Source organism: Lysinibacillus pakistanensis, assembly GCF_030123245.1.
Classification (GTDB): domain Bacteria; phylum Bacillota; class Bacilli; order Bacillales_A; family Planococcaceae; genus Lysinibacillus; species Lysinibacillus pakistanensis.
Map to the genome: position 1 here is coordinate 2,904,851 of NZ_CP126101.1, position 17,257 is coordinate 2,922,107.

The following is a 17,257-nucleotide window of genomic DNA, read 5'->3' on the forward strand; positions in this document are numbered from 1 at the left end:
ATGATAGAATAATAGATTATACCAAAAAATAGTAAAAATCAACTAGTTTTTGTGATTGAAAATTTCTTCATCAATATGCTTCGGTAGCTTGGATCAGCTGCATATTGTTGAATAGTTTGTTCATGTTTTGTTAAAAATTCTTCAACGATTTTTTCCTCAAAAAAATCATTTCCATGTGGTAACGTCGGCAAAAGAGACTCCATTTCAGTTATCAGCTCATCTCTAGGAACCTCATATAATTCTCCATCGATTTCAAAGCCATAGCCCTGTGCATTTGGAACTAAAATTGCACCCATCATCGCATTATAAACCAATGCTTTCTCTTTTGATGTGGAAGAAGAAAACCAAATATTTAAAGCCTCATTGTCATTTCGATAAATGACACGTAATACCTCCCCTCTTAAATCAAAATGGTCAACTGTATCCCCATGCATGAATACAGTATTTGCTATTTTACTGACCTTCATATGATCCCCCACATATGTGCCGATAAAAGGCTCCCAAGTAGCCTTCTCTTTTTTGGGTGCCTCTGTGGTGCATCCTACTAATAAGACGATTGTTAGGACTAAAAAAGTTACTAATTTTTTCATGTTTTTTTCCTCCTATAGTGCTTCATATGCTGTAAGTGCATCTTCAATATGCTGTGGTGGCGTCCATGCTTGCCCTGCTGCATTCGTTGTAATGAAGAGATAACGCTTACCATTTTTTTCGATAATAGATGCTAAGCAAAGACCCGCTTCAGGCGTGTAGCCCGTTTTCCCTCCTACGATTGCCCCATCTGCTTCAGCTATTTTCATAAAAAGCGAACTCGATATTGTCAGTTCATTTGGGACATGTGTTATATAGCTTTTTGAGGTTAAAATTTGATAAAAGGTTGGATTTTCAATAGCATAACGAAATAGTTTACTAAGATCACGCACACTTGAAACATGCGCATCATCATGTAGTCCACTGGCATTAACAAAATGTGTATTATCCATCTTCAATTCCTGTGCCTTATTATTCATAAGTGTCACAAAAGCTTCTTCACTGCCTGCCATAGCATCTGCCAATGTTCCTGTAGCATCTGCTCCAGAGGCTAGCAGTGTACCATATAATAAATCCTCCATCGTTACAAAATCACCTGCCTTAAAACCTGCCATAGAAGCATTTTGTGCAGTAAATTTTGTAATGGTTTGTGGTTCAACAATGGTTTGCTTTTGAAGATTGACACTCCCCTCAATAGCCACAATTGCTGTCATAATTTTCGTTAATGAGGCTGGATATATAATGGCATCTGCATTTTTTTCATATAAGACATCCCCTTTTTCGTTCAGCAGCAACGCATTTTTACTATGTAATGTAGGTAGCTCTATTTGTGTATTTTCCGAAGTGTTATCAAGATAATAAAAAAGGAAAGCTGCCACACAGATACAACAAAATAAGACAAATTTTTTCATAAAAAAACGCCCCCCACACATTATAATAGGAGGCAATTCTGAATATTCCTGTAGGTAATTTATGAAGAATTTCTTAAGATACGACCTAATCAATTTCGCCTTGGCGTAATTACGTCCTGTTCCGCTATTTCAGTAGGTGTTTGGACACCCACTGAAAAGGAACCCAAACCGCATTCATCTTACCACCTGTAGAGGTGGGAGTCTTCTGCTTAATGAAGATAAAAATCATCAAAATCTGAATAAATCGTGGTAATGGTGTTATTTGATAATTTAAAGAACATATCCTGTGATACTGCTAGCTTTAAGGCATCTTCTCTTCCTAAGCCAGTATAAAGCCCACGTAAAATGCGTCCTGTTAAGCCATGTGAAATCGCAATTACTTTTGGTTCGCGCTGTATCTCCTCTAGCCAATCACTTATTCTACTTGTAACAGCTTCATAGGTTTCTCCATTTGGTGCATGAAAATACCAGCTATAAATGTCTTCTTTGTGAAAGCGTTTTGGCCAATTACTTTCAATTTCAGACGTTGTTAGTCCTGCCCATTTGACCGACAGCGAGTTCAGCTAATCGTTTGTCCTGCTGAACATTTTGAACATCATATCCTATTGTTTCACAGATAATCTCAGCACTTTGCATGGCTCTTCCCAATGGGCTCGATACAATTTTCCAATCTTGAGGATTGCCAATGATACTTTTTAGCATACGCGCATTTTGCTGTACTTGCTGAATGCCAGCTTCAGTTAAAGGGGAATCAAGCTCACCTTGGTAACGACCCTGTAAATTAAATTCTGTTTCACCATGGCGAAATAGGTAAATCGTTTGACTCATTCTGATTTCCTCCTATGTATTCTTAAAATAACAGAATAATATAGGTTAAGCCCAAGAACAAGCATAATGGACTGTATATCCAAGTATCATATCGAGCAAACTGAGAATGCTTTATTTTCTTAAAAAATCCTAGATAGTTAAAATCACCAATAGCTCGAATCATAAAAACGGTAGCGCATACTATACTTCCAATCTTAGTAAGAGTATTTGTCTGAAGGCTCTCTAAGTAACCCGCTTGAAAAATTAGCATGGAACTAGCCAGCAAAATTAGAACAGCAACAAGTATGGTCCCAAGCTTTCTTGGCTTAAAAATAGGCTGTTGCTCTCCCTTTTTTACCGGAATGACTGCTGCTGTTCCCCAACGACCTCCAAAAGCCCAATAAATATGAAGCACACTGATAAACCACAGAAGACCAATTGCTATAAATGTTATTACTGTTGTCATGGTTACCTTCTTCTCCTCCATCATAACTTAATAAAACATTCACTACCGTATGTTATAGTGTAAAAGTAGTCCCTAATAAGGGTTTACACCATATTAGGGACCTTAGTGAATATGCATTAATAGCCTTAGCATTTTTTCAATCTCAAAATGGGGATTTGCTTCAAACCTTGTCATCCACCCCACATACGTCAAATAGGCAAGTCTTGCGCGATCTAATGATTCAACATCATCCATGCCCATTTTTCGATATAATTTTGCCACACAGGCAATTCTCTGCTCTTCAATATCGACTAATCTTGCTGCAACAGCCAAATCATATTTAGCCCATGCATAAATGCCAATCTCTATTTTTTTATCTCTGCTAAAGCTAATACGTAGCAGCTGTTCCAACGTAGCCTGCTCCTGCTCCATACTTTGAACAATCTGCTTTGTTGCATGTATTTCCCAATAATCAAGCATTGCATCCAACAGCTCTTGATGATCACGAAAATAATGGTAAAAGCTACCTTTGCTAATCTTTAGTAAGCGGGCAAGTGCTTCGATTCGAACTTTATGTATTCCTGCATCAGCTAGTTGTTGTAAGCCAGCCTTAATCCAATCTTCCCTTGTTAGTTGCATAGTCATTTCTCCATAAAAATACGATAGCGTATGTTTTGTGTTAGATTACTACTTTTCTTATTACTTGTCAATTATTCGGTTGGTTTATTTTTGAGAATTTTCATGCTATTACTGACTGTAATATTGATAGTTAATACCCTTGGTAAAATACAAGCACCTACTAAAATAATTGTCACAAGCTTTTTCATTTGCCATCCCCTTTTTTATTTAAATGACCAAAGTACTTACTATAAGCTACTTTGGTCCTTATCATTATCAAAATGTATTATCAAATAGATTTTCTGTAATACCAAGTAAAATATCATCCTCTGCAAATGTCATAAGCTCTTGCTTGGTAATTTTGTTTTGCTGAATTAGACGATTTGATTGGATGGTTACTAGCTTTTCGAATAAATTTCGAATATATCGCCCATTTGAAAAATTAGGAATCGACTCAATCGGAATTTTGTGAAGTTGATCTCTCATATGGTTTGCAAATGCTTCTTCATATTGATAATCATTGTTTTTACATAGCATAGCAAAAATATCATAAAGTTCCTCTGTGCTAAAATTATCAAATTGTACAAAATGATTAAAGCGTGATTTAAAGCCTGGGTTAGCTAATAAAAATTCCTCCATCAGCTCTGTATATCCCGCAACAATAACAACTAAATCATCCCGTAGATCCTCCATTGCCTTTAATAGGCTATCAATTGCTTCCTTCCCAAATGCATCTTGTTTATCATTAACCAGCGAATAGGCCTCATCGATAAAAAGCACGCCGCCTTTTGCCTTATTGACTACTTCCTGTACCTTTAGAGCTGTCTGACCAACATAACCTGCAACTAAGCCCGCACGATCTGTTTCTACAAAATGGCCGCTTGAAAGAACGCCGAGATGCTTATAAATTTGACCAATAATTCGAGCAACTGTTGTTTTCCCTGTACCGGGATTACCAGAGAAGACAAGATGATAGGTTATTGGGAAGCTTGTTAATCCATGATCGACACGTAAGCTTTGAATTTTAATAAAGTTAATGAGGTTATGTAATTCCTTCTTAGCATTTGGAAGTCCAACAAGATTATCTAATTGCTGTTGTAATTTCTCAATTTCTCGCTCAATTTCCGGTGTTATTCGTAACCGTTCTCCATTAATAAACTCACCGCTATAAATAATCTTGCCATTTTCATTAAAATAATCTCCGCGGCCATGCTTTTCTCCATTTACAAGCTCGCCGATATAGCACGCCTGTCCACTAGCATAATAAAGAGTACCATGCCCTGTCATAGCATCCTCTTTAAATTGGCCCTCTGCCTCAAGCACGCCTAGTCTTGAGTAGATCTTTCCCTTGCCATGCTTTGTGTCCTCGAAGAAATACCCTTCGTATTGAAGTGTAGATACCCCACTCGCCAGCTCCTCTGCACTTGGTGTCTCAGGTGCATAGTAAAGCTTGCCTGCCCCCTGCATATGATTCCATATAAAATCACCTTCATATTGTAAAAAGCCGTTTGGATAATATTGTTTCCCTTTTCCTTTCTTCATGCCATGGACAAAATCGCCTTCATATTGTGGCTGATCTAAATGGGGATACTGTGCTCGTAACTCCAGAAATGGAGCAATCAAATCTTCCTCATAATATAAAATCCCATAACCATCCATTAAATCATTACGAAAATGACCCTCGTAATAAATATGTCCATCTTTATATAAAATGCCATTTCCTTGCTTTTTGTTTTGAATAAATTCACCTTGGTAAATCATTTGACCTTTTAAATACATAATGCCATTTCCCTGCTTCATGTGATTGGCAAATTCACCCTCGAATAATAGTTCCCCGTCTTGATCGAATAATGTCCCCTTACCATCATAAATGTCATGTCCAAAATCGTTTTTTTTCACACCACCACGATACATTACTGTGCCGTCAGAATAATATAGCTCTTTTTCTTCATAATTATGTGTCATTTTATTGCCATCCTTTATCAATTCAGTATATGCTCAATTATAGCGTGGAAAAGTATACATATGTGCGAATTTTTTGAATTTAAGGAGTTTTTACATGAAAAAAAGATACAAACTACTAATTGGTATCCTTCTACCTCTTATCATCCTTTTCGTTTCAACATTATTAATAACGCGAGATTCAACTTTTGATAAGGAGGTAATAGAACGTCTTGATATTAATCAAGTAAATGAAATTGAAATTATTCGTGGCTCAGATGAAAAAACCATTACGATAACCGATGCCTCTCTTATTCATCAAATTATGGAACAATTTAACGGCCAACCACTTCGTAAAATACGCTTCAATAAATCTGAAGATGACGAGGTTTATTGGTTAACGTTACACATAAATGATGAACGTGAAATAGGTTTACGCTTAGATAATTCGAAGAATTTACTTGTTTATTTATATGAAGAAAACTATATGAAAGATTACAAATTTTTAGGGGATTTACAGTTAAGCTTTATTGAAGAACTATTTCAATAATTATTATAAACATCTAAATCCGCTTCGTCTTTTAGAAGATTTAGCGGATTTTTTCCTATCGATGAGTGTTGAATTATATATAGCGATAATTTTGCTGCATTGAATGAATGGTTTCAATCATTTCCTCTCTTAGCTCAATTGGCTCTATTACTTCAATATTTGCGCCTTGACTAAGCAGCCACATTTTAATGCCGCGTCCAAAAACCTCTGCCTCAAATAAATAGTGTCCATCTTTATTGGATAATATTTTAGCTGTTGGTAGACGATCTAATACAGCCTGTGGAGATGAGCCATTAAAGATAAATTTAATATGCATGAGCTCACCAGCATGCATAAATTGAATACGCTTGCGGAATTCCCCCTCCTGAAAACGTTCAGCATAGGGTATTTTAAATTTTTTATCCAGCTCCAACAGATGCTGTATACGGTCGACTCGGTAGACAATGGGCAAATCCCTCTCATGCTTACTATCATAGGCAATTAAATAAAAATAGTACTCAGAGAAAATAACAGCAAGTGGTTTTACTATTTTTACCACAGGGATTGTTTCTCCTTCACACAAATAATCAATTTGAATTGTTTTCTTTTTTTGAATGGCCTCTGAGAGATTCCAAATTACCTGAAGTAAGGACTTCCGATGATTTAAATCTACATATAAATGCTTTTCGTTTAAGATAATATTATGGATAAGCTCTTGTTTATCAGCCGCAACAGTCGAAATAAGCTTATCTATAATCTCACTCATTTCAGATTTTAAAAACGCTCTTGATTCAATAAGAATTTTGACTATTGCTAAAACTTGCTCTTTCGATAAAATATTTTCTCCGATATTTGTTAGCTTATAGACCTTTTCTGCTCGCACATATTCTAAATGACAGTTCAATTTAGCCTTTTCAATATACGTTCGTATTTGATCCAGATCGCGTTGTATGGTTTTTTCACCAACTTGATGTGTAAATGCCTCTTGTTTTTTATTTATTCCTTGACCATCCATCAATCTATCAAACATAGAAATGACGCGATAGCCTTTATTTTGTTGTGAATCTACCATATATCCCACTCTTTCTTCATCATTACCTCTCTATTATACAAATTGAGTTGGACACTATTAGTCCTTTTCACTATAAAATTTCTATATTATTGCTATAATTGGTACTATACTAATTTAACAAAAATTCGTCATACAACAGACTAAACAAACTATATTTTTGTCATAATTAAGGATATTTTTACAATCAATTACGCCTTGGATTAGCATAAAACATCTGCGGCTATGCTTTCGATACAAAAAATTTTTGTTGCTTCGCTTTCGCACAGATAAAACCGTGTTGCTGTCGCTTCGCTTTCGCACAGTTAAAACCGTGTTGCTGTCGCTTCGCTTTCGCACAGTTAAAACCGTGTTGCTGTCGCTTTGCTTTCGCATAGATAAAACCGTGTTGCTGTCGCTTTGCTTTCGCACAGAAAGAATTGCTGAATGAAGATAAAAAGGACTCCAATCTCGTTGATTGAAGCCCTTCATTATTTATTTCTTTAATTTTACGGCTGTTCCATACGCTAATACCTCTGAGGTACCGTCCATTACAGATGATGTCGAAAATCTAACGCCTACAACGGCATCTGCGCCTAGTTTTTTGGCTTCTTCCTCCATTGCACTAGTTGCTATTTCTTGAGAACGGACAAGCATTTCTGCATACTCCTTCATTTCCCCACCAACAATATTACGAAGTCCTGCCATCATATCACGACCAATATTTCTTGATTGCACAGAATTACCTTTTACTAAGCCAATTGTTTCTACAATTTCCTTCCCTGCTACAGCATCTGTTGTTGAGAGTAGCATACAAATTGCCTCCTATTTGTTAAATTTTTGAATGGCTTTGACAGCTTCTTCAATGGAAGTTGTAATGATTCCATTGCGTTTTATCAAGCCTACTACAAATAAATTACGATATACAAACTGGTTTTCAATGCCGTCCCTTACAAGTGCCTCTATTTTTTGCATGTTATCCCTTCCCTGTTGGCGAACATCTGTAAAGACACCGATAATTGGTCGATTCAGCATTGCAAATGCACCAATTTCAGCCGCCACACCAGAATCAATCTCTACACCATCTAAAACAGCTACAAGTACATCACTTTTTTGCAGCATCTCTAAATCTGCTTGTGCAATGGCTAGACTATCCGCATAGGCTGTTTTATCATTAATGGCATCATTTTCCTGTGGCACATACAATTCAATACTTGATATTGCGTCTCTTATAGCCACAGCCAGTTGCTCATTTACTAAACGATCTCCTAATGAAAATAATCCATTTGCTAAGTATGCCTTCATGTTAAAACTCCTATTCCAATAATTTTTCAAATACTATTTTATGGCGACCTTTGTCATCAACAAATGTTGAAACAATATCAAATCCGTGTTTAAGATTTGTGATAAGCATTGCCTTTCGCTCATTTCTACCATATGTACGAACTTTTTTAAAGCCCATTGCCAAAATACATGCATGCTGCTGACGCATAAGCAAACTAGCAATTCCCTGACCACGCTTTGCTGCATGAACACCGCCTAGCCAGCTATAAAAAACACCATCTGGATGGATATAGCCCAGTTTAAAGCCAATAATACGTTGAGCCTCAATAGCCAATAAACAAAGTAGGCCCTCTTTTCTTTCTAGCTTTTCTACTGGCAAATTAGCACCATCAAAGACATGTGCATGTATTTCCTGTAATTGGTTGATCCACTCATAAGGTACACCTTCAATCGTCATAATATGCATTTTTCATTTCACCTCTATCGTTAAATTATAACAAAATTAACATGCGATAGTGTTTCCTATGTCAGGTCCCTTAGAATCAATCTTTGTATTTTATCTGCTTCTAAAGCAATTAGCCTTCCTGTACTAATATGACTATTTTAACCATTTTTCAATTCTGCTATTTTCGTAACAATTGGATTTCAGTATACTTGACATCATCACTCAAAGTAGGAGGAAATCCAATTGTCAGCATTTACTAGTTGGTTAACAAATTCATTACGCCCATATTTTGGACTACATATCATTGAAGATCATTGGGACACGCTTCAAATTCGAGAGGATTATTTTATTTGCCTTGAGGGTGATCTCATAAAAAAAAGAATATTCATCAATGAGCATAACTTTCAAGAAGCAGATGTAAATATTTTAACACGTAATCGTGAGGTTATAGTCCCTCAAACGGCTCGAGGAAAAGAAAAGAAATTAAATTACACAAATATTTCCGCAGTAAAAGCAACAGGTGTTGTCTTCTCTGCTAATCTAGGCAATCAAAACCATTTATCTTGTAATATCATGGTTCGAAATGCCAAAACCTATTACCAGCTCCCACTAACTGGCTTTGAACACCTAACAACTAAGGCTGACATCAAAGAATGGCTAGAGCGATTTCCTTCGCGGCTACCAACGGATTATTCAGACAAGCTTAAAAAACTAACAGGTATGAAAAGTTTACGTTATAAAGCTGTTCCAGGAGATATTTTTCGTGTAGAGATAGATTTGTTCGTAGATGGCTATGTCCTTGTGGTGGGGGATTTGCGTCAAATGCAAAAGGATAATCTATTTGCACAGGATAGTATTTGGCATGATGTTATGACAATGCCATTATTTATCCGTCCTTATTTGCTTACAACAACAGAGCGGTCCCCTCATCTCGATGAAATCATATCCGCTCCTTTAGCCGTACAAACGCGAATTGTGATGGATGATCATTTTATGCGAGGATGCTATGAAAAGATTGGACACAAAGCATTAACTGAATCTGATATTGTATTCCCCATTGGGTATGGTTTAACTCTTGATCATGGCAAGGAGCCTCGATACCGCCTTTCATGGGGCACAGGAACCATTAGTAAACCAGAGTCCATAACTTCACTTAAAACTGGTAGCCGTTTTACTAATCACGGTGTTTGTGTTGGAGTTTCTAGTGATTGGTTGAAGCCAGAAGAGGATGATGAATTTGGATCACTGGATCACCCACAATATCAAAAAGAACGCCAGCAAGTATTAGCTGAATTTGGCTTTCCAGCAAACATCACTTATGATGAATTTAATCGTCAAACTGGTGGACTTACTCGCAATGAATATATCAATTATGTTAACTCTCACAAAAAATAGAAACCAGCCACAAAAAGGAGTATATCCATGATACTCCTTTTCATTTTGTCAGTAGTTGATTTCATCCAATAAATACTTATAATATAAAGATACAATTAACCCATTACATCATTGAGGTGCATGTTTTTATGTATTTTGGAATTATTCCGCTTATCCTTTTCATCATTTTTCTCATTTCTTATTTGAAAGACCCAAGAAAAATCATCAACGGTCTGCTATTTAATATTTTTATCTGTTCTTTTCTGTTATTCTGCGTTTTCGCATCCTTAGCATCTGATCAATATTTATTAAGGATGATTGTCATCATTCCACTTATCGCCCTAATTGTCCTTATTCCCTTTGCAATTATTGCTTTAATGTTTGGTTTATTTTTAAATGCAAGAGTGTTAATGAAACGAGAGGGAAGACGTTTGGCTAATTCTTTAACATTACTTGTGGCGCTGGGCATTTTATTATTTATATTATTACCAATTATCTATCCAGCAAGCTTATTTTCAAGCCACCTCCAACCGATTTTTGGAGGGATCTCTCTTATTACATTTTATTTTTTTATACACTTGTCTAATTTTTTATCAGCCTATTTTCTATACCAATTCAATCGACCAAGGTTAAATCAAGATTATATTATTGTACTAGGTAGTGGCTTAATTAATGACAAGGTTCCACCACTTTTAGCTAGCAGAATTCAGAAGGCAATTGATTTCTATCATAAGCAGGCCGCAGTTACTTCACCACCAACAATTATCTTTTCTGGTGGACAAGGTCCTGATGAGGGTCTCCCAGAAGCCGAGGCAATGCAAAAATTCGCAATTGAAAAAGGTATCCCCATCGAGCATACATTACAAGAGAACCAATCTGTTAATACATATCAAAATATGTTATTTTCAAAACAGATTATGGATGATAGTAAACAAGGTGAGGCCTATAATAGTATCTTCGCAACAAATAATTTCCATTTATTTCGTGCAGGTATCTATGCAAGACTTGCTGGCTTAAACAGTCAGGGCATTGGTGCGAAAACGGCCTTTTATTATTGGCCAAACGCGATGATTCGCGAATATGTTGCCATTGTTGTGATGGGGCGGAAAAGACATATGAAAATTGTTGGGCCTATTCTCAGCATCTCCATCTTATTTTCCTTACTTAGCTTTTTTATATGATTTCTGTTATATGGATTCGTGGTCCTTTGGCACGAATCCATTATTTTTTAATTTTTACCAGTACATACTCTCTCATTTGCTGCTCCTATGTCTTCTTACTTCTTGTAGTACCTGTAAAACTCATCGGAGCGAACATAAACTTACAATTATCATATAGAAAAAAATAATATTTCTCTAATCAATCTTGAAATCATATAAATCTTTTAATTTTATCTCCTCAATATTATTTTTAAATTGAATATTTATCTTATCCTCATCAGTTAATTCTCTTTTTTCACCATTATTGAGTAATAAAGTATTTTTATCTAAGAATGTATAAGTGATGTTAACACCATCTCTAGAGGACATTACTAATTCAGAGAAAATATTCAATTTTTTATCACCAAAAATATTCCAGTTTTCATACATAATAATATCATCTGTATATTCATTATTTGTAGAATCTTTCACAGCTAAGAGATAGCGATTGTTACTTTTTGATTGAAATGTTAGGGTAACTGCCGTGCCATGTCGTTGAATATTTTTTTGTACATTATTTTCATCTGCTATCCACATATAGACAAAAAGAAAATAATAACTCACAGTTATAATAATAAAGGAAGCTAATAATGATCCTGCGACTATGAAAATTTTTCTCCTATTTTTGAAACGTACCTTTTTTAAATAATCTATACTTTCCTTTTCAAAATTATGTTCATTGTTATTTTCTACAAAAATACCTTCCTGCATTTCCATAACATATTTTTTACATTCTTCACATTCCTTCATATGTTTTTCCATTTGTCTATTAGTTTCTTCACTAGTCAATTTTTCTAAATAGCTAGGTACTAAATCTTTAAAAATACTATGGTTCATATCTTATAACACCCTTCCTTAATTCTTCTTTCGCACGATAAAATGTAACTCTTGCCCAATTTTCTGTTTCACCAACAATGGAGCCGATTTCCTTAAAAGAAAGATCACCTAATAACCGTAAGTAGAGTATTTCACGTTTTTTATCACTCAGTTGATGAGCTTGCTTGAAAAAATTAACTTTATCTTCTTTTCTTAAATAGTCTTCTTCTAAGTTGGTGGTTACTTTAAAATCACTTAAAGACTCTACTAATTGATTTCTTTTTTTGTTATGATTCAGTTCCTGTAGCCAAACATTTTTTGCAATAGAACATAGCCATGTAGAAAATTTCACTGTTCCATCATCATGAAATTTGTTAATAGACTTAATCGCTTGATAGAAAGTTTCCTGAGTTAACTCTTCAGCAATTTGATGTTTATTGGTTAGTGCTAATAAATATCTAAAAACGAAATCGCCGTATTCTTGATATATATTATCTTTATTCACAGTTTACCTCCCTTCATCAGGATGAAAAATTTATTACTTCAAATAGCTTGAAAAACTCCAAATAAAGTTTGTTTGATAAGAAAGCTTCATAATTTTTCCTACTATAATTCAAGCTAGTTAAAAAGTTTATCATTCATATATCCAAAATTTTATGGATTCGTTACAATTTTTATAAAAAAATTCTTATTTTCTCTGTCTTTACCATATCCACCTCATTATTTCTGATTAAAGTTGTTTAGTTGTTTTATTAGGCTAAAATAAAATACCCATCTATCAGCTTAATGGATAGATGGGTATTTTCCTATTTTTGTTTGGTTAGAGCGAGAAATCAATATAACAGGTAATATTTCTACGCACTTTCTTATAAAAAATGTGTATTAATTGTTTATTTAATCTATTTTTATTTATGCAAATTGCTGATTTCTTGTTCAATTCTATCAATAAGATTTTTTAGGTTTGATTGCCAGGCATGCCAGTTTTTAGACTCGCGCCATAATTCTACAATCTCTCTACTACCATGCTCATCTGGCACCTCATCTCTAATATCAGTCAAATATCTTATGATAAATATCAAAGCATCCTCATCAGCTGTCAAAGTCAAAGATTGCACGTTTCCACATTTACTTTCATCACTCAGAAAATACCCTGTATCGAGGTAGGTGATATAGATTTCTGCTAATGCCATGGCACTAACATCATAAAAAAAATCTATGTCGTTAAAGGTTTCTCCAAAAAAGCCTTCATTTTTCATCGCCTTTACAATGTCAGTTAACAATAAATGATTTGAATTTATTTGATTTTCAATATAGTTCTGTAAAAAACCAGCTACATCGAGTCCCTCATCACTTTCCAAAGCTTTGTAGCCCCATGCTCCCACTTTATTGCTCCTCCCTTATTTATGATATCTAATGAAACCGTAGATACGGCTTCAGTCCATCAGAATATTGCTCCTTTTTTATAAGCAGGAGCTAAAACAGAACTTCATCTTTTCTAGCGAATGACCGTCCTTCCCTCTCCAAAGCGAACACCTTCCATTCCAGTGTGACTAGCTATTCTATTGCTCTACATGCTGCTACAAATCACACAATCTCACTTCCAAACCTAGAGAAAAATCTCTCGCTAAAAACGATAGTTTAGCAAGAGATCAATCTTATCCGATTGTTTTCACAACCTCTCCTTCTTGATTTTTAATATGCGTTTTCAAAATTTGAAAGCTGACACCAGCTAAAGACGTTAATTCAAATTGACTTTCTTGCGGCACTAGCTTTCGACTTAGCTCGTCCACCGCTGCCCTGTTCAATGTAATCGTAATTTCCTGTTCGTCCTCGTGAAAGCCTACTTGATCAGCCGCTTTAAATATAATCGTTATATTTTGACCAACTAAGCTAAGACTTCTGTCTTTTAAAATTCGTCCACGTAGTAATTTACTTATGACATCTGCTTGCTTTGCCCCTAACTGAATGACATGAGATTGTTTGTTAAACCAACCCTTTTTCTCCACTTGCCATGCCAGTTGACTTACAAAAAGAAAGCCAGTATTGGAGCCCTCTTTTTCCATTCCCTGTTCAGCGGCCTCTGCAATTTGTGGATTTTGTAACAAAGAAGCTCGCGTTAAATCAGTGATATAGTTTGGTATTTGTTGGATGCCTGCCTCTAGCATTCCAAGTGTATTCCACGTCTGCATCGCTTCTAGCTCATCCTCTGTAATACCCACCATTTGGATAAACTCCATCTTACCATTTGGCGTATCAATTTCAGCAAGCTCTGGATCATGTGTGAAGGCCAGCGCGGTTAATTGCGTATCGGCATCAAGACAAATAGGACCATTTGCATCTAAATAATCTCCTGCTCTAAAAACATTGCCACTATTAAAAACATATCTGCCCATATTTTGTAGTAAATTTAAGGCCCAAGCAGGTGGCTCCTCCTCGTTCTCCTTACGCACCAATCGAAATGTCAATTCAAATCCATAACCGCTGTATTCCTTATTTTCAAATTCTTTTTCATATAATTCCGAAAAACCATATGTAACAAAATGCCAATGTGGAATCGGTGTTTCACTTTTATAGGCACTAATCCCATCCAAAGGATCTTCTCCACCTAGTGAATATGGAATCATTGTTCCATAATGGCTTGGCTCCTGCTCACCGTACACCTGTAATAGTGCTTGATCAATCGCATCCCAACCTACTGCTGTAACCTCTTCACTCATCTCCTCATCCTCCTCGGTGTTGTTTTAATATCAGTACATACTAATCTAGTATTTTATAATACCAATTTTATGATAGCTCTATAACAGGAATAGGACTCATTTTCAGCTTTCCAGTATCTAGGTTTATTTTCATTCTAGTGAGGTAAATATTACTAAAAAAAACTCAGGCAAATCAACATTGCCTGAGTGGATAAATTACGACCCAATTAATATCATCCCAATTTTTTTAGCTTATTCCAAAAGCTCCTTCATAATCTAAACCATCTGCCGCGGTATTCCCATGGTTCAATGAGCAGTTGTATGCCTGCTGAATCATAGGAAATAGCTAGGTAATTATTCCTCTTTAGCCATACAACATAGCTGGCGTTCGCACATTATGTAAATAGTCTGCAAGCTTTCCAGCATAAACTTCTTCTAAATACGGTAGCTGAGCGATACAATGTGGCGTCATTAAAGCAGGGTTTTGATATATTTTTAAACCTCCCACCTTTAATAGCATTGCTACAAACTGCGAGCAAAAATAAGCACGCTCTCTGCGAACCTCTTTTTGCATCATCACGCCAAAGAGTCCAATAAAATTATATTTATAGCGATCTCGATTCCAATACATATAACGGACGATTTTCATCATTTCTAAGTATTGATAATGCGAGACTCTGCAACGATAGACGACACAATCTGCTGTCTCAAATAGTCCTCTTTCTGCATTTTCCCGCAAAAAACCACCACTTAACGGATTATTTAGCTGCCTACGCCCAAAGCTATACATTTCAAAAAGTTCTTCATCAAAAGCTATGGATGCATGATTCATTTCTTTTCCAGTATACATCCCGATAGCCTTCGATAATAATGTACCTGTTTTTGTTAGTACTATGTAAATGGTGTATGACATTTCCTCACCTACTTCAATATTCTTTACTACTACCAATACGTTTTTAATCTTCAAATGGTTTCGTTAATTTCCTTATATTATAAGTATAAAAAGGTAATCTTAAATTTTTCCTTAGTAGAATCTGAAGAATTTCTTAATTTTTAGCATGATTTACTCGTCAAGCGAATAGGCTAGCTATAACTACTAAATTTTTTAGATTTTATTTTTATTTATATGAATTTTATTATGTGCTTATGTGGGAGAGAATCGGTTTTTAGAATTTTTTTTGCCGAGTACACTAAAAAATCACTCATTATTTTTTAATGAGTGATTTCATAGTGTTGAAAAACTAAATGGTCAAGGGACTCTTTGTGAATATTTAGTCAAAAAGAAGGTGATTTCCGTTCCAGGCTACTCGCTTTCCAGTGGGCGAGCGACGAGCCGCTTCCTGCGCTGTCGCTCCGTGCAGGGTCTCATCTGTCTCGCTATCCCACGGGAGTCGAGTAGCCTTGCACTCCAATCAGCAATAGTGTAGAACTTTAAATATTTTCTTTCCTCAAAAGTAATGTAAAAGCATGTTACTCACCATCATTAAATGGATAGAATAGTGGTACAATTCTATAGCTGTCAACCTACATTTTATGCATAAAACTACTTTGTAACTTTACAAAATTCACTTATTAAAATGTTACCAAAGCTCCATTTTGCGCAAAATAGTGATGGTTAAGACTTCAAAATTTATCACTATACTTTTATGTGAAATGCCAGAAGAAAATACTATGAGCAGTGGTTGATTGGAGTGTAGACTGAGTGACTTCTTGGGGATTCAGCGTCACAGATGAGACCTGGAGCTTCACAACGCGAGTGAAGCGGTTCATCGGAAGCCCCCAGGAAAGCATTCAGTCGGAACAGAGATCAACCCCTTGTTTTAAAAAAGGCTATGCTTTTTAATTTGTCACCTTGATTTCATTGACATAATAGTATTTCAACAACATGAAATCACTCATTATTTTTTAATGAGTGATTTTCTATTTCAGATTCCTTGATTCCGCTGATATCAACTCCTTCTTCGCTTTTCAAGACCTTATAAAAAGCCCTCGTCCCTAAATGAGACAAGAGCTATAGAAAAATAGTCTAAGTTTATATATCAAAGAAGCCATCAAGCGATCGTATTTTCAATAACAATGCCTGAAGAAACAAGATTAACAGTATTTGCGATCGTATCACCTACTGGGCAATGTGCTTCAATAATTTTTTTAAATTCTTCCACCTTCTCTTCTGGTGCACTCGTTTCCATATGAAAAGTGTAGCGAATCGTTAAAAAGCCAGGTCTTACATCAGATTTCCCTAAAAATCCATCTATATCAAGGTCTCCCTCTAATTCAACCCAAAAATTTCTTAGATCTATCTTCAATTTATTTGCGTAAATTCTTGCGACTATGGATTGACACGCACCTAATGCAGAAAGAACGAGTTCTACAGGATTTGCACCTTGGTCATCTCCACCTAATTCTTTTGGTTCATCTATTATAATTTTATGTCCCCTTACATTGGCCTCTACTAATACTTTATCTTTTAAATATGTACTTGCCTTAAATGTTGTGACCGCCATTTTACATCTCTCCTTTTTTAATTCTTATTAAATCAATAAGAATACATATATTTCATCCTACTTGTAATCTCCTTTTTAGTCAATACTTTTTTGAAAATTATTAATTTTCAAT

21 protein-coding genes are annotated in these 17,257 nt (G+C 35.5%); 3 read left to right on the forward strand and 18 right to left on the reverse strand.

Annotation, left to right across the window (positions count from 1 at the left end):
• Positions 1–38: 38 nt before the first annotated feature.
• The 7 genes from QNH24_RS14330 to QNH24_RS14360 form a co-directional block, all read right to left on the reverse strand.
• Positions 39–590 (reverse strand): hypothetical protein, encoded by a 552-nt coding sequence (locus QNH24_RS14330; RefSeq protein ID WP_283868254.1) that lies wholly within the window; start codon positions 588–590, stop codon positions 39–41.
• 12 nt (positions 591–602) lie between these two features.
• A complete protein-coding gene (locus tag QNH24_RS14335; protein WP_283868255.1) occupies positions 603–1,439 on the reverse strand; it encodes a D-alanyl-D-alanine carboxypeptidase family protein in 837 nt (278 codons plus the stop codon).
• 209 nt (positions 1,440–1,648) lie between these two features.
• Positions 1,649–2,002, reverse strand: a complete 354-nt coding sequence (locus tag QNH24_RS14340) for a histidine phosphatase family protein (RefSeq protein WP_347342977.1) — start codon at positions 2,000–2,002, stop codon at positions 1,649–1,651.
• Complete coding sequence (locus tag QNH24_RS14345; RefSeq protein ID WP_283868256.1) at positions 1,959–2,267, reverse strand: histidine phosphatase family protein; 309 nt, start codon at positions 2,265–2,267, stop codon at positions 1,959–1,961. The genes QNH24_RS14340 and QNH24_RS14345 overlap by 44 nt, the downstream gene beginning before the upstream one ends.
• Positions 2,268–2,289: 22 nt before the next feature.
• Positions 2,290–2,712, reverse strand: coding sequence for a DUF3995 domain-containing protein (locus QNH24_RS14350; protein ID WP_283868257.1), 423 nt, complete (start codon positions 2,710–2,712; stop codon positions 2,290–2,292).
• A 102-nt stretch (positions 2,713–2,814) separates the two neighbouring features.
• On the reverse strand, positions 2,815–3,330 hold the full coding sequence (locus QNH24_RS14355; protein WP_283868258.1) for a TetR/AcrR family transcriptional regulator: 516 nt from the start codon (positions 3,328–3,330) through the stop codon (positions 2,815–2,817).
• Positions 3,331–3,585: 255 nt separating this feature from the next.
• Complete coding sequence (locus QNH24_RS14360; protein ID WP_283868259.1) at positions 3,586–5,274, reverse strand: AAA family ATPase; 1,689 nt, start codon at positions 5,272–5,274, stop codon at positions 3,586–3,588.
• A gap of 94 nt (positions 5,275–5,368) precedes the next feature.
• Between QNH24_RS14360 and QNH24_RS14365 the strand changes: the two genes are divergently transcribed.
• Positions 5,369–5,800, forward strand: a complete 432-nt coding sequence (locus tag QNH24_RS14365) for a hypothetical protein (protein ID WP_283868260.1) — start codon at positions 5,369–5,371, stop codon at positions 5,798–5,800.
• Between the two features lie 73 nt (positions 5,801–5,873).
• On the opposite strand, the gene QNH24_RS14370 is transcribed toward QNH24_RS14365, so the two are convergent.
• From QNH24_RS14370 to QNH24_RS14390, 5 genes are all read right to left on the reverse strand, one after another.
• Positions 5,874–6,851: a helix-turn-helix transcriptional regulator gene (locus QNH24_RS14370; protein ID WP_283868261.1), complete on the reverse strand. Its 978-nt coding sequence runs from the start codon at positions 6,849–6,851 to the stop codon at positions 5,874–5,876.
• 220 nt (positions 6,852–7,071) lie between these two features.
• Positions 7,072–7,296: a hypothetical protein gene (locus QNH24_RS14375; protein WP_283868262.1), complete on the reverse strand. Its 225-nt coding sequence runs from the start codon at positions 7,294–7,296 to the stop codon at positions 7,072–7,074.
• A gap of 26 nt (positions 7,297–7,322) precedes the next feature.
• Positions 7,323–7,640: a YbjQ family protein gene (locus QNH24_RS14380; protein ID WP_283868263.1), complete on the reverse strand. Its 318-nt coding sequence runs from the start codon at positions 7,638–7,640 to the stop codon at positions 7,323–7,325.
• A 12-nt stretch (positions 7,641–7,652) separates the two neighbouring features.
• Positions 7,653–8,132 (reverse strand): nucleoside 2-deoxyribosyltransferase, encoded by a 480-nt coding sequence (locus tag QNH24_RS14385; RefSeq protein ID WP_283868264.1) that lies wholly within the window; start codon positions 8,130–8,132, stop codon positions 7,653–7,655.
• A 10-nt stretch (positions 8,133–8,142) separates the two neighbouring features.
• Positions 8,143–8,577, reverse strand: a complete 435-nt coding sequence (locus tag QNH24_RS14390) for a GNAT family N-acetyltransferase (protein WP_283868265.1) — start codon at positions 8,575–8,577, stop codon at positions 8,143–8,145.
• Between the two features lie 222 nt (positions 8,578–8,799).
• Here QNH24_RS14390 and QNH24_RS14395 point away from each other — a divergent pair, with 222 nt between their 5' ends.
• Together QNH24_RS14395 and QNH24_RS14400 are read left to right on the forward strand one after the other, a co-directional pair.
• Positions 8,800–9,951, forward strand: coding sequence for an immunity 26/phosphotriesterase HocA family protein (locus QNH24_RS14395; RefSeq protein WP_283868266.1), 1,152 nt, complete (start codon positions 8,800–8,802; stop codon positions 9,949–9,951).
• A 128-nt stretch (positions 9,952–10,079) separates the two neighbouring features.
• Positions 10,080–11,111, forward strand: coding sequence for a YdcF family protein (locus QNH24_RS14400; protein ID WP_283868267.1), 1,032 nt, complete (start codon positions 10,080–10,082; stop codon positions 11,109–11,111).
• A 174-nt stretch (positions 11,112–11,285) separates the two neighbouring features.
• Here QNH24_RS14400 and QNH24_RS14405 read toward each other — a convergent pair whose 3' ends face one another.
• From QNH24_RS14405 to QNH24_RS14430, 6 genes are all read right to left on the reverse strand, one after another.
• A complete protein-coding gene (locus QNH24_RS14405; protein ID WP_283868268.1) occupies positions 11,286–11,966 on the reverse strand; it encodes a zf-HC2 domain-containing protein in 681 nt (226 codons plus the stop codon).
• Complete coding sequence (locus tag QNH24_RS14410) at positions 11,956–12,450, reverse strand: RNA polymerase sigma factor (protein WP_283868269.1); 495 nt, start codon at positions 12,448–12,450, stop codon at positions 11,956–11,958. Before QNH24_RS14410 ends, QNH24_RS14405 begins: the two co-directional genes overlap by 11 nt.
• Positions 12,451–12,850: 400 nt before the next feature.
• Positions 12,851–13,327: a DUF4259 domain-containing protein gene (locus QNH24_RS14415; RefSeq protein ID WP_283868270.1), complete on the reverse strand. Its 477-nt coding sequence runs from the start codon at positions 13,325–13,327 to the stop codon at positions 12,851–12,853.
• A gap of 273 nt (positions 13,328–13,600) precedes the next feature.
• On the reverse strand, positions 13,601–14,662 hold the full coding sequence (locus tag QNH24_RS14420) for a suppressor of fused domain protein (RefSeq protein WP_283868271.1): 1,062 nt from the start codon (positions 14,660–14,662) through the stop codon (positions 13,601–13,603).
• Positions 14,663–15,005: 343 nt separating this feature from the next.
• The gene (locus QNH24_RS14425; protein ID WP_283868272.1) at positions 15,006–15,554 is read right to left on the reverse strand and encodes a hypothetical protein; all 549 of its coding nucleotides are present in this window, start codon (positions 15,552–15,554) and stop codon (positions 15,006–15,008) included.
• A gap of 1,138 nt (positions 15,555–16,692) precedes the next feature.
• On the reverse strand, positions 16,693–17,145 hold the full coding sequence (locus QNH24_RS14430) for an OsmC family protein (RefSeq protein WP_283868273.1): 453 nt from the start codon (positions 17,143–17,145) through the stop codon (positions 16,693–16,695).
• Positions 17,146–17,257: the final 112 nt, after the last annotated feature.